Consider the following 13,631-nt stretch of genomic DNA (forward strand, 5'->3'; position numbering starts at 1 on the left):
AGCGCGCATCTGTGGTTAAATATGATTAGTGATGAGCTAAGTGCTCACGTCAATCTTGTCTTTTTTACATCTACGATTACTTCGGGCAAGGCCATTCTTTCATGAGTGCAGCTTTAACAAGTGAATCGGCACTTGAACTCCATAATTCTGGATGCTCATTCAGGTATTTAGACACAACATTTGCAGCTTGATCTGAAGTGATATTTTGTGGACAAAATAAACCCGACCCAATAGTTGCGTCAACAACACCCATTACATAATAAACATAAGCCCCGGCATCATAGAGCTCCGCATTGTCTATATCACCGCTTTTATAGGCGGTTGACTTGTCGTGAAGCTTCTGGCCATTTATAAAAGCATTGAAACCAGCGTTAGCCGAAATTGGCATCAGCATTGTAGCGATTAGGATTAACTTTGACGCTTTCATTTTTACACTCCATGGATTTTTTGTTACGTCAGAATAGTTTATACCGATATATGCTGGATTACACGTGCAACTGGTAATGACGGGAGTCGGCCATAAACTGCTCGCCGTTTAAGCTCAATTAACGACAGCAGAAGACCTAAAAGCAGTCATTTATAAACCACCTAAGATGTTTCAAATAACGGGTCTTATTTTAAACATTTTTCAGGGTTAGTGAATAGGTTCATCTTGTCTAATATTTGTGTATTTTAAAGCCCATGAAAGCCGCGAAAATAAAGTGGTGCTACTTTCAACACTAGACAAAAGGATTTAGAATATCGAATATTGCGCCAAATGATAGCTATTTTTGCCCATTGCCTGGAAAAGCCAAAACCCCGAAGTAATTGAGTAATGGTTTTCTTGTGTAAAAATTGACTAATTTTTTTACAAGTTCAGGCGTGGGTGTTAAGTTTTAACCTATTTTTAGTTTAAAAAACATATAAACTGTTCGTGTTTTATATGGTGTTTTTGTTTAACACATTGCTCATATTTTAACGGCCTTTATTGGTACACAATAAATTTCACCAATCTATCAATAGATTACTAATATATTGATTCGGTTTGTAATTATCGGCAGTTAGAGACTAGACCCCCGTATACGACAAATATTGTTGTATACATTACGTTAGCCATTTCCACTTTGGTCAGCACAATAACTCAAATATTAACCGAGAAAAAAATGAGCGACGGAAAAAAATTAGAGAGTGCAGTTAAGCAGTACGCTGGATATATTTGGAATAGACCAGCTACCTCTGATCGTATAGCAGGAGTGAATTTTGACTGCATTCTTGAAATAAGCCCTATTGAAAAAATAATTATTGAGATAACAGAAAATAAAACTCTTGATAAGATACGAATTGACATAGGAAAAATTCAAACTGTTCGTATGAAAATGTTATCGGAGAACATTCTGATAAGACCATTTATAATATGCGATTTCACTCCAACCCAAGGAATGAAAGATGCTGGAAAAGAAACTTATATTGAAGTTATCTCATTTGATGATTTCAAAAAAATGTTTTTTGACTTTGCTACCTATAAACACATTAGATCTAATAAACAGTTTGGCAGTGCTGTAGATCCTATAACTGGTAAATCTGACGAATCAAAATACACTCCTGTAGGGTATGAATTAATAAAGAATGGTGAAATTTCCGCAGAAGAAATTGCTCATCGAATAATTAAAAACGAAAAAGTTGTTTTACTTGGTGATTACGGAACAGGAAAAAGTAGATGCTTTATGGAGGTTTTTCGAATCCTATCCAGTAAGGCGGAAGAAACCTTAATTTATCCAATAGCAATCGATCTAAAAGAAACGTGGGGGTTAGAAAATGCTATCGAAATTATTACAAGACATTTTAGGCATCTAGGTATAAAACAAGATGGTATAGATAATGTTGTTAAAGCATTTAATGGAAACCGATTATGTTTTCTTTTAGATGGCTTTGATGAGATTGGGTCAAGACCATGGAGCGAAGACAAGAAGACTTTGGAACTACTTAGGAAACACGCTCTTCAAGGAGTTAATGATCTGCTATCAACAACAAATGCTGGATTTTTAATATCAGGAAGAGAACATTACTTTAATAGTAATAATGAAATGCTCTCATCTCTTGGGCTTCGTGAAAACAACGTTACTATTGCAAGATGCAAGAATGAGTTCAGCTATGCTGAGTTTATAGAATACCTTTCTCTTAACAACATCAAAGCAGAGCTACCGGAATGGCTTCCAAAGAAGCCATTAGTATTGAAAACCATTGCATCATTAAATCAAACAGAGTTGGAGGATATTTTCATATCGTCAAATAATAATGAAATCGAATTCTGGTTTAAGTTTATCGATGCAATGTGCGAAAGAGACTCTAAAATTCACGCAATTCTGGATCCAGAAGTTGTCAAACAAGTTTTAATTAAACTTTCAAACATTACTCGATATAAACCTCAGAATGTTGGTCCAATAACGGAAGCAGAGATAGTAAATATTTTCCATGAAGTAACTGGTACATACCCAAATGAGCAATCAACTGTAATGCTTCAAAGACTTCCTGGGTTAGGAAGAGTTAGTACCGAAACAAGTGATCGCAATTTTATTGACGGATTTATACTAGATGGTCTGAGAGCACTTGATTTATCACAAAGCATACAGTCCAATGATAAGAATATTTCTAATTTTAGATGGATCAATCCCCTTCAACATTTAGGCACATCTGTTTTAGCTCACGACATTTATAAACAAAAAAACTTTAATATTTATATAAGTTATGTTAAACAATCAATTCATCGTAACAGCGAAAACAAAATTGCTATATCTGATATTATTTCAGCAATAAGTAAAACAAATATTGAGAAAGTTGATTATGAGGGTATCACACTTCTTGAACCTCATTTTGGCGAAATCTCTTTTGAGAAAAATAACTTTAAAAATATATATTTTGTTGATGGTATTTTTGAATCTATTACTCTTGGAAAAATAGACCCCGAAAATATAACTATAAAAAGATGTAACATCGTGAAATTAAAGGGCGTATCTTCAACAACGGGGAGACCTGATTGGATAGATGGTTCCAATGAAATAAATTCATACGAACCTAGGAGTACGCTTGCAGCTATCAAAAAAACAGGGTTATCAAACGCACAAAAAATTTTAGTATCTATACTAATTAAAGTTTATAAGCAACATGGAAATGGTCGTCTCGAACGTACTCTAAATAAAGGGTTGACTCAAGTTGATAAGAAAATACTTAAGGAAGTAATTCACTACCTTGTTAAAAATAACCATTTATTAACAAGTAAAGATAGTGGAGAAGGAGAAATAATTTATAAACCTGTAAGAAAGTTACAAACTAGAATTGAGAAAATTCTTGAGGAACTTGATCGCTCAAGTGATGAAATCTGGAAATCCGTGAGTGCTTTTGATGAAGCCAATTAATTAGGCATTGTTGCATAAATAAAAATTTGGTTACCGCCACCCGCTAATCACCCAATTTTAAGCGGCCATAGCCAGTTTTTGTTTGGATGTTACCCCGCCGAGTGCCATATTGGGTTAATAAGCTAAAAGAACAGCTTGTCCTGACATGACCCTATAGCACTTGGTGTCAGGGGCTCACAAACGAAATATCGATTTCAAAGCTGTCGACCATGTTTTCGGTAACATTATGAATGTTAATAGCATATTCCATGATGTAAAATTCATGCTTGGTTGTTATTAGACAATACGATACGGACTATCTAGGTGGTTCAAAACTCCCATAAAAAACCGCCAGAAATGGCGGTTTTTTTGTTTCCGGCTTGACAACAGACATTAGCCAGTCCGTATCGAAATATCTAATGTAAAAGGTTTACATTTACTATTTATAACGGATTGCACCAATAGTGATGACCTTGAATGATGATTGTGCCTACTAATTCACGAAAATCGACTGGCAGCTTATCGTGGGTATGCTGTCATTCGGAAATTAGCGGCGAATGACAGTTGTGGGTCGAAAGCCGCCATTCAAATATAACACTGTTAGTCACCAAGTAAATGCTGCAAAGCGGCTTCGAGCTGACAATCCGCCCCGCAAACAAAGCGCCTTAAATTTTCTTCCACTCAGATTTTCCAAGCGTTTTTTGTGCGATTATTTTTAAGCAATGATTGTGGGTTGCTGTCGCGACTCGTTTAAAGCACGTAGCGAATCCGACCTACCAATCACCATGCCTGCCATGATCTTCAATGAGTTTACCTATCCCTGTCGACTCACTGGTTATTTCAAAAAAGAATACTTCAGGCTTCCCCGCTTTCGATTCAAATCCTTCAACCTCAACTTCAAATTCGGTAGCTTCCTGTATTAAATTATCATCTTCATCATATTCGGCGTTAATCCCATAACAATCACCGTAAACGCCCATAATAAGATTGTCATAAACCGCCAAATAACGATCATCTTCTGACGCATATTCTTTATCAGGCGTCCATGCAGCGAATGGCGTTTGGTGCAGCTTCGCGAAATTTTTAGCTATTTGTATTTTTTGACTGTCGCTGATCATGTTTATCTACGGTTGGTTATTGTGGATTGACTGGCATCATTTACTTGCCTCGAAGCGGAAAATACCGGGCTACGAGACGACTACACAGCTAAACGAAAAAAGGGATTGCGACGAATCACAATCCCTTTTTTACACCCTTAAGCCGCCCTTGTGTCAAGAGCGTCAAACAAGCACGGGTTATTCTACTTCGACTTCTTTCATACTCAATCTGACTCTGCCTTGACGGTCTATTTCAAGTACTTTGACTTTGACCACATCGCCTTCATTCAATCTGTCGCTGACTTTATCAACGCGCTCGTCTGAAATTTGCGAAATATGAACCAAGCCGTCTTTGCCGGGAAGTATCGTAACAAATGCGCCGAAGTCCATTAATCTGACTACTTTGCCTTCGTAAACTTTACCGACTTCAACTTCTGCGGTAATTTCCTCGATCATACGACGCGCTTCTTCACCGGCCGCTTTATCAACTGATGCCACTTTAACAACACCGTCATCGGTCAAATCAACGCTGGCGCCGGTTTGCTCGGTAATGCTGCGGATGGTTGCGCCGCCTTTACCGATAACTTCGCGAATTTTGCTAGGATCGATTTTAAAGGTGATGATACGCGGTGCGAAGTCGGACATTTCTTCACGGGTGGTGGACAACGCTTTATTCATTTCGCCCAGGATGTGCAAGCGACCGTGCTTTGCTTGATCCAGAGCTGACTTCATGATTTCTGCGGTAATGCCATCAATTTTGATGTCCATTTGCAGCGCGGTAATACCGTCCACTGAACCGGCAACTTTAAAGTCCATGTCGCCCAGATGATCTTCATCACCCATGATGTCTGACAATACGGCGAAGCTGTCGCCTTCTTTAATCAGGCCCATCGCGATACCTGCAACCGGTGATTTAATAGGCACACCGGCATCCATTAACGCCAAGCTGCTGCCGCAGACCGAAGCCATTGAGCTTGATCCGTTGGACTCTGTTACTTCCGAGACCACGCGAATGGTGTACGGGAACTCTTCCATGTTGGGTAACACGGCGGCAACGCCACGTTTCGCCAAGCGGCCATGACCGATCTCACGACGTTTTGGTGAACCGACAAAACCGGTTTCGCCAACGCTGTACGGAGGGAAGTTGTAATGCAGCATGAACGGTTCTTTGTATTCACCGGCCAATGCGTCGATGATTTGGGCATCGCGTTGTGTTCCCAGTGTTGCAACAACCAAGGCCTGAGTTTCGCCACGGGTAAATAATGCTGACCCGTGAGTTCTAGGCAATACGCCGGTTCTGACGGTAATCGGTCTGATTTTGTCTAACTCGCGTCCGTCAATACGCTTGCCTTCGTTAAGGATAGCGTTACGAACGATGCTGTATTCCAGATGTTCGATAATGCCGCGTATGTCGCTTTCTGCATACTCGCCATTTGCCACCAGTTTTTCAACCACGGCATTTCTAATTTCTTTCAGTTGTTCTTGTCTAACCAGTTTTTCCGCGACTTGATAAGCGGCTTTAATGCCAGCTTCAACTTCCGCAGTGACCAGTTTTTTAAGTTCGGCATTAACTTCGGGGGCTACCCACTCAACGACGCCTGCACCGGCAGCGGCTGCAAATTCGTTAATGGCGTTAATGGCAACCTGCATTTGCTGGTGACCGAATAACACTGCGCCCAACATCACTTCTTCCGACAGGTTGTCAGCTTCAGACTCAACCATTAATACGGCATGTGCCGTTCCGGCAACCACCAATTCCAGCTGTGATTCCTTTAATGCGGCAGGAGTAGGGTTTAATATATATTCGCCGTCTTTATATCCAACAGTAGCAGCGCCTACCGGGCCGTTAAAAGGTAAACCTGAAACCGCCAAGGCAGCGGAGGCACCCAATAAAGCAGGAATTTCGGGATCAACTTCAGGATTGAGCGATACGACTGTGGCAATGATCTGAACTTCGTTGGTATAGCCCTCAGGGAAAAGAGGACGAATAGGACGGTCAATCAGACGAGACGTTAAAGTCTCTTTTTCACTGGGACGACCTTCTCTCTTAAAAAAGCCGCCTGGTATTTTACCGGCTGCGTAAGCTTTTTCTTGATAGTTCACAGTCAACGGAAAAAAGTCGCCGCCGCTTGCCTGTTTTTTACCGACGACGGTGACCAACAGTGTCGTACCATCTACATCGATCATGACAGCGCCGTCTGCTTGACGTGCTATTTCACCAGTTTCTAATTTAACGAGTCGATCGCCGTACTGAAATTCTTTCCTGATAGGATTCACTATAAGGTTCCTTTGTGTAGAGGTTGTTTAAAAATTGGTTCAATCCATGAAATGTTAAAACAGAAACGGCACAAAAGGGTTGTGCCGTTTCTTTGTTCTATTACTTACGCAATCCGAGACGTTCAATCAAAGTGCGGTAACGGTTTACGTCTTTGTTTTTTAGATAATCCAGCAACTTACGACGCTGGTTAACCATGCGCAACAATCCACGACGCGAATGGTTGTCTTTTTTATGTTCTGCAAAGTGCGGTGTTAAATGCGTGATATGCGCTGTCAATAAAGCGACTTGTACTTCAGGCGAACCTGTGTCGGTTTCTGATTGACGATAGGCCTCAACGACCGCTTTTTTTTGTTCTGCTGTAAATGGCATTTGTAATCCCTATGTAGATTAAAAATTAAAAATAAAGCCGCCGACATGGCGACTCCTTAAGTACACTGTTTCCACGATAGGGTGTAGAAACAGGTGTATTCTTTCGGCTTGAGCATCTAGCTCACGACTGCATGGACAGATATTTGCTCCTCGGCAATTGCTCCTGCATTGCTCTACTACAGGCCATCCATGGCCTTATGCAATATCTGCATTCACCACATCCATGTGGATTACGCAGGAGGTAGAGCACCAACAGTAGGCGCTTTAGGCGACGCAGGAGCAGTTGCCGAAACTGATTCGTTGCTCATATTAAACAACTTCTTAGGCGCTAGTTTACCATCCATTAGCATTTCTCCCAAGCCCAAAAAGACCGCATCATTGTACATGCGTACCGTGCCTTGTCTCCTTTCCGGGCTTGCGCTCGCTCCGTTCGCACTAAGCGGGTCGAAGGGCAAAAAATCGAGCGACTGGCCGTACTTTATGCAAATTGTCTGTTCGTCCGACAACTGCACAGCGGGCAGAGCTTCCAGCGGTTTATCGACATTAATCAGGCATTGAAACAAGCTTTGCTGATCCATTTCCGTTAATTGCTCGATGGTTCTGGCGTTTTCAATGTTGAATTGACCCGCTTCCAGTCGGCGTAATTCCTTTACCGTCCCGCCGCAGCCCAAAGTGTGCCCGATGTCTTCCGCCAGCGAGCGGATATAAGTGCCTTTTGAGCAAAATACGTCCAGCGTCAACTGATCCGGTTGCTCAGCCAGAGCTTGGGAATCGGTCAGCAACTTCAATTCAAATAGGGTGATACGCCTGGCCTTGCGCTCAACCGTTTTACCTTCCCGCGCCAATTCATACAGCTTTTTACCGTTATGCTTTAAAGCCGAATACATGGGGGGAACTTGATCGATTTCGCCGGTAAATTTTTCCAGACAGGCCTGTATGTCGTCGATGGATAGCTCCGGCACCGGCTTGGTCTCTATAACCGCACCTTCTCGATCGCCGGTATCGGTCATGACTCCGAGTTGAATAACAACTTGATACCGTTTATTGTCATCGAGCATCAACGCCGACACTTTGGTCGCTTCCCCAAAACAAAGCGGCAACAAACCGGTAGCCAGCGGATCAAGACTGCCGGTGTGCCCCGCTTTATTGGCGTTAAACAAGCGCCTGACTTCCTGCAAGGCTTTGTTTGAAGAAACGCCCAGGCGCTTATCTAGCAGCAATATGCCGTGAATATTGCACCCGGACTTGCGTTTACTCATCTGAACTAACCTTCGTCGCGCTTATCCAAACCACTCAACAGTTCCGATACCCGCATGCCGGTATCAAACGAGTCATCGTAATAAAAACGCAAATCCGAGATGTGCCGCAAACGCATCCTTTTGGCTAATTGATGCCGAATAACCGGCGACATTTCGTTAAGCAATTTAACATTGGCTTTTTTGCCTTGCTCATCAACATTTAATACCGTGACGTACACTTTTGCAACGGCGAGATCTTTAGTGACTACAACTTCATTGATAGTAATAAATCCCAGCCTGGAGTCATCAATATCACGCTGCAAAACCAAAGAAAGCTCTTTTTGCATCTGCGATGAAACGCGGGCATTACGACCGAATTCTCTTGCCATAAGGTTTATAGTTCCCGCTTAACTTCTATGCGTTCAAACACTTCGATCTGATCGCCGGGTTGTACATCGTTGTAATTTTTCACGCCGATACCGCATTCCATACCCATTTTGACTTCGGCCGCATCATCTTTAAAGCGACGCAAAGATTCCAACTGCCCTTCATAAATCACCACGTTATTACGCAGAACCCGTATAGGCAGATTTCTCTTCACATAACCGTCAATGACCATACAACCGGCGACCGCACCGAATTTCGGCGATTTAAATACATCGCGCACTTCGGCAAGACCGACAATCTGCTCTCTGATTTCAGGCGCCAACATGCCGCTGATGGCTTTTTTAACCTCATCAATCGCTTCATAAATGATGCTGTAGTAATGCAGGTCGATGCCCTTTTCTTCAATCAGTCTTCGCGCAGCTGCGTCAGCCCGGACATTAAAGCCCATCAGAATCGCACCGGAAGCCAATGCCAAATTCGCATCGCCTTCATTAATGCCGCCGACACCGCCAAAAACGACTTTAACTTCGACTTCGTCGTTCGACAATCCGACCAAGGAGCTGCGCAATGCTTCCAAACTGCCCTGAACATCGGTTTTAAGCACCAGATTGACGCAGGCGATTTCACCGGTCGTCATTCTGGAGAATACTTCGTCCAGCTTGGAGGCTTGTTGCACGGCATGTCGGGACAGTTTCTTGCGGTCTTCACGATGCTTGGCCAAGTCTTTGGCAATACGTTCGTTTTGTACTACCAGAAATTCATCACCGGCATTCGGTGTGCCCGAAAGCCCTAGAATCTCAACCGGTGCACAAGGCCCGGCTTCTTTGATGGCTACGCCGTTCTCGTTAAACATGGCTCGAACCCGACCGTATTCATGGCCGCACAGCACCATTTGGCCGCTTTCCAGAGTACCTTTTTGAATCAGCACCGTTGCCACAACACCACGACCTTTATCGAGTCTTGACTCAATAACGATGCCTGATGCAGCGCCTTCAACAGGCGCTTTCAATTCAAGAATTTCAGTCTGTACAATCAACGCTTCGATTAATTCATCGATACCTTCACCGGTTTTTGCAGAGATCTTGAGGAACTGCACATCGCCGCCCCACTCTTCCGCAAGCACGTTGATGGTAGACAACTCTTGCATCACTTTGTCGGGATTGGCGTCGGGCTTGTCAATCTTATTCATCGCCACAATAATCGGCACATTGGCCGCTCGGGCATGCTCAACCGCTTCCCGGGTTTGCGGCATAACGCCGTCATCCGCCGCAACAACGACAATGACCACATCGGTAACGTCCGCGCCTCTGGCACGCATGGCGGTAAATGCCGCGTGTCCCGGTGTATCTAAAAAGGTTACCGATCCGTGATCCGTTTTTACCTGATAGGCGCCGATATGCTGAGTAATACCGCCCGCTTCACCGGCGGCAACGCGCGTTTTACGAATATAATCCAGCAGCGAGGTTTTACCGTGATCGACATGACCCATGATGGTAACAATCGGCGCTCGCGGCAGTTCGACGCGATTATCTTCTTCTTGCGCCTCAGCCAGCATTTCCTGCTCAAGATCGTCATCACTCTGCATAATCGCTTTGTGACCCATTTCCTCAACCAAAATTGCCGCTGTTTCCTGATCTATACTTTGATTAATAGTCGCCATAATGCCGAGCTTCATCAGATGCTTGATCACCATGGCAGCCTTAACGCTCATCTTTTGCGCGAGATCGGACACAATAATCATTTCCGGTATGGTGACCTCTTTTACGATAGGTTCAACCGGCATTTCAAATTGATGTTTGCCTTCAGCCTTTACACTGACGCGTTCAGTCTTCTTGCCTTTTTTCTTGGTTTTTTTGGTGTCCCTACCGCCCGCTCCGGCACGCGATCCTTCTTCCTGTTTTTTTCTATGCAAAATTTCTTGTTTGGCCGATGCTTGCTGCCTTACTTTGTCAGCATTTCTTTTGATGGACTCTTCCAGTCGAAGATCTTTTTCCTGCTGTTTTTTTCTGGCTTCTGTCGCTTCTTTGGCTTTAACCGACTGTTCATGGTCGATTTTACTTTCTTCCTGAACCGGCACGGCTTCAACCTCTTCTTCGACTGCCGGAGATGGCACTTCAGGCACGATAGCCACTTCAGCCGCAACGGGTTCGACGGCAGCCTTAACTTCCGGTTCAATTACACCTTCTGCCTTTTGTTCCAAGACGACTTCTTTTGCCTTTACCGGTTCTTCAACGGGAGGAAGATTTTCGGCTTGCTTTGCAATCTGCTCTTCGAGAGCATGCTTGGCCAATTCCGAATTTTTTTGTTCGTCAGAATCTGCTACTTCACTGCGTTTTATATAAGTTTTCTGTTTGCGAACTTCAACGCTGATGGTTTTGGTAGTACTGCCTGGTACGCTTGCCTGCTTAAGCTCGCTCACAGTTCTGCGCTTTAAAGTCACCCGTTTCAATGAACCTTCGGCCGCGCCTTCATCCTTGCCGTGGCGTTTGCGCAAATGCGCAAGCAGCTGCATTTTTTCGTCTTCATTAATAACATCATCAGGGGCACTCGCAGACAAGCCTGCTTCTTTCAACTGCTCTAATAATCGTTCCAGAGGAATTTTTACCACCTCTGCTAATTGCCGTACCGTTTTATTACTCATTTCATACCCCTTACCTACTCGCCTGTTCCTCAGCAAACCAAGGCTCACGCGCCTTCATAATCAATTTTGCCGCCCGATCTTCGTTTATTCCCGGAAAATTCAACAAATCATCTACCGATTGTTCTGCCAAATCATCCATCGTAATAATGCCTTGGCTTGCCATATCATAAGCCAAATCCCTGTCCATGCCTTCCATTTCCAGCAAATCCTGTGCAGGTTCGGCCGTTTCTATTTTTTCTTCAGCGGCAATAGCGCTGATCAGTAAGGCGTCTTTAGCACGACTTCTAAGCGCATTAACCAGCTCTTCATCAAAGCCTTCAATTTCCAGCATTTCACTGACCGGAACATAGGCGATTTCTTCAACCGTATTAAAGCCCTCTTCAACCAGAATCAAGGCGATGTCTTCATCGATATCCAGTTGATCGATAAACATTTGTTTTATCTTGTCAGCCTCGGCTTCACTGTTTTGTTCGGCTTTGGAAGCATCGATAACATTCAACTCCCAACCCGTTAATTGCGTTGCAAGACGCACATTTTGCCCGCCACGGCCTATAGCCTGAGACAAATTGTCTGAACTTACCGCCAAATCCATACTGTGCTTATCTTCATCGACAACGATGGACTGGATTTCAGCCGGCGACATCGCATTAATCACGAACTGGGCATCGCTTGGATTCCAAAGGATAATATCAACGCGCTCTCCAGCCAGTTCATTTGAAACCGACTGCACTCTTGATCCTCTCATGCCAACGCAAGCGCCGACCGGGTCCAATCTGGGATCATTGCCTTTGACGGCAATCTTGGCCCTGGAACCGGGATCACGCGCCGCGCCCATCACTTCAATCAAACCTTCGCCCACTTCAGGCACTTCAAGACGAAACAATGCAATCAGCAATTCCGGTGCGGTTCGACTGACAAACAACTGAGGACCGCGAGGCTCTGAACGTACATCCTTCAAATAACCCCTGATTCTATCGCCAATGCGAATAGCTTCACGGGGAATCATGTCTTCTTTGGCGATATAAGCTTCGACATGCCCACCCAAGTCCAGGTAAACACTGCCCTTTTCAATGCGTTTTACGATACCGGTAATCAGCTCGCCCACACGACTCTGATAGGCGTCAACAATTTTCTTGCGCTCAGCTTCCCTGACTTTATGAATAATAACCTGCTTGGCAGTCTGTGCAGCGATACGGCCGAAATCGACAGATTCAATTTCCTCTTCCACCAAATCACCGATCTGGACATCCGGATTATCAAACCTTGCAACTTCCAGCAGCACTTGCGTTTCCGGAAATTCTACATCGCCGTCAATTTGACTATTGGCATCAACCACTTCCCAAACTCTATAAGTAACATAGTCGCCGGTTTTTCTGTTAATGCTGACACGGGCTTTGATTTGATTCGCGTGACGCTTGATTGTAGCCGCTTCTAATGCTGATTCTATGGCCTGGAAAACAATCTCTTTTTCAATATCTTTTTCATTAGAAAAAACATCCACCACCAACAAAATTTCTTTATTTGCCACTGCGCCCCCCTTTTTCAATTAAATACTCAGGAACCAAACGCGCTTTGCTCATCGCGATAAATGGAACCTCAAAAACCTGTTCGCCATCCTTTAGCGTAATAATATCGTCTTCAACTTTTTCAATCAGGCCTGTAATTTTTCTACGGCCATCTATGGCTTTAAATAAATGAACCAACACCGTACTGCCAATATACCGCTCGAACTGGCTCACTTTAAAAAAAGGCCTGTCTTCGCCCGGCGAAGAAATTTCCAAATGATAGTTGCCTAATATGGGATCTTCTACATCCATAACGCCACTGATTTGATGACTGACTTTAGTGCAGTCTTCAACCAAAATCCCGTTATCACTATCAATATAGATTCTTAACAGACCATGTTTAGGATGAGGATTATATTCAATGCCTACGCATTCATAACCTAAACCTTCAACAATTGGCTCAATTAGATTAACCAAGTGCTCAGGAGCCTGTTTCATCTTTTCCTCACTTACTTTCGCACAAAAAAAAAGAGCCGAAGGCTCTTCCATTAACAATCAACTGTGAGCTTCCAAATCACCAAAGCCCAGAAAACAAAAAACCCCAAAATGGGGTTCTCGGCTACCGCTCCCTGCGGCGCTCTAACTCCTGCATCCATGCAGTTTTATATGGTAGCGGGGGCAGGATTTGAACCTACGACCTTCGGGTTATGAGCCCGACGAGCTACCAAGCTGCTCCACCCCGCGA

Annotated in this window: 10 protein-coding genes and 1 tRNA gene; 1 reads left to right on the top strand and 10 read right to left on the bottom strand. The window is 43.7% G+C overall.

The features are described from left to right. Positions 1-76: 76 nt before the first annotated feature. Positions 77-427, bottom strand: a complete 351-nt coding sequence (locus METTU_RS18745; RefSeq protein ID WP_006893532.1) for a Rap1a/Tai family immunity protein — start codon at positions 425-427, stop codon at positions 77-79. Positions 428-1,142: 715 nt separating this feature from the next. Here METTU_RS18745 and METTU_RS18750 point away from each other — a divergent pair. Then, entirely contained in the window at positions 1,143-3,392 is a 2,250-nt protein-coding gene (locus METTU_RS18750; protein ID WP_006893533.1) for an NACHT domain-containing protein, read from the top strand. Positions 3,393-4,144: 752 nt separating this feature from the next. Here METTU_RS18750 and METTU_RS18755 read toward each other — a convergent pair. The 9 genes from METTU_RS18755 to METTU_RS18795 form a co-directional block, all read right to left on the bottom strand. After that, on the bottom strand, positions 4,145-4,489 hold the full coding sequence (locus METTU_RS18755; protein WP_006893534.1) for a hypothetical protein: 345 nt from the start codon (positions 4,487-4,489) through the stop codon (positions 4,145-4,147). Between the two features lie 177 nt (positions 4,490-4,666). Beyond that, the gene (gene pnp, locus METTU_RS18760; RefSeq protein ID WP_006893535.1) at positions 4,667-6,745 is read right to left on the bottom strand and encodes a polyribonucleotide nucleotidyltransferase; all 2,079 of its coding nucleotides are present in this window, start codon (positions 6,743-6,745) and stop codon (positions 4,667-4,669) included. A 100-nt stretch (positions 6,746-6,845) separates the two neighbouring features. After that, complete coding sequence (rpsO, locus tag METTU_RS18765; protein ID WP_006893536.1) at positions 6,846-7,115, bottom strand: 30S ribosomal protein S15; 270 nt, start codon at positions 7,113-7,115, stop codon at positions 6,846-6,848. Positions 7,116-7,345: 230 nt separating this feature from the next. Then, positions 7,346-8,374: a tRNA pseudouridine(55) synthase TruB gene (truB, locus tag METTU_RS18770; RefSeq protein WP_006893537.1), complete on the bottom strand. Its 1,029-nt coding sequence runs from the start codon at positions 8,372-8,374 to the stop codon at positions 7,346-7,348. Positions 8,375-8,379: 5 nt separating this feature from the next. Beyond that, complete coding sequence (gene rbfA, locus METTU_RS18775; RefSeq protein WP_006893538.1) at positions 8,380-8,742, bottom strand: 30S ribosome-binding factor RbfA; 363 nt, start codon at positions 8,740-8,742, stop codon at positions 8,380-8,382. A 5-nt stretch (positions 8,743-8,747) separates the two neighbouring features. Further along, on the bottom strand, positions 8,748-11,381 hold the full coding sequence (infB, locus tag METTU_RS18780; RefSeq protein WP_006893539.1) for a translation initiation factor IF-2: 2,634 nt from the start codon (positions 11,379-11,381) through the stop codon (positions 8,748-8,750). A gap of 10 nt (positions 11,382-11,391) precedes the next feature. Further along, the gene (nusA, locus tag METTU_RS18785; RefSeq protein ID WP_006893540.1) at positions 11,392-12,909 is read right to left on the bottom strand and encodes a transcription termination factor NusA; all 1,518 of its coding nucleotides are present in this window, start codon (positions 12,907-12,909) and stop codon (positions 11,392-11,394) included. Next, positions 12,899-13,384, bottom strand: coding sequence for a ribosome maturation factor RimP (rimP, locus tag METTU_RS18790; protein ID WP_006893541.1), 486 nt, complete (start codon positions 13,382-13,384; stop codon positions 12,899-12,901). Before rimP ends, nusA begins: the two co-directional genes overlap by 11 nt. A 169-nt stretch (positions 13,385-13,553) precedes the next feature. Next, positions 13,554-13,630: transfer RNA gene (locus METTU_RS18795), tRNA-Met, on the bottom strand. Position 13,631 lies beyond the last annotated feature (1 nt).

It is taken from the genome of Methylobacter tundripaludum SV96, assembly GCF_000190755.2.
Taxonomy (GTDB): Bacteria; Pseudomonadota; Gammaproteobacteria; order Methylococcales; family Methylomonadaceae; genus Methylobacter_A; species Methylobacter_A tundripaludum.

Bases quoted from the DNA above. Each gene is read 5' to 3' on its own strand.
- METTU_RS18745 (WP_006893532.1), bottom strand. From the start codon at position 427: ATGAAAGCGTCAAAGTTAATCCTAATCGCTACAATGCTGATGCCAATT.
- METTU_RS18750 (WP_006893533.1), top strand. From the start codon at position 1,143: ATGAGCGACGGAAAAAAATTAGAGAGTGCAGTTAAGCAGTACGCTGGA.
- METTU_RS18755 (WP_006893534.1), bottom strand. From the start codon at position 4,489: ATGATCAGCGACAGTCAAAAAATACAAATAGCTAAAAATTTCGCGAAG.
- rpsO (WP_006893536.1), bottom strand. From the start codon at position 7,115: ATGCCATTTACAGCAGAACAAAAAAAAGCGGTCGTTGAGGCCTATCGT.
- truB (WP_006893537.1), bottom strand. From the start codon at position 8,374: ATGAGTAAACGCAAGTCCGGGTGCAATATTCACGGCATATTGCTGCTA.
- rbfA (WP_006893538.1), bottom strand. From the start codon at position 8,742: ATGGCAAGAGAATTCGGTCGTAATGCCCGCGTTTCATCGCAGATGCAA.
- infB (WP_006893539.1), bottom strand. From the start codon at position 11,381: ATGAGTAATAAAACGGTACGGCAATTAGCAGAGGTGGTAAAAATTCCT.
- rimP (WP_006893541.1), bottom strand. From the start codon at position 13,384: ATGAAACAGGCTCCTGAGCACTTGGTTAATCTAATTGAGCCAATTGTT.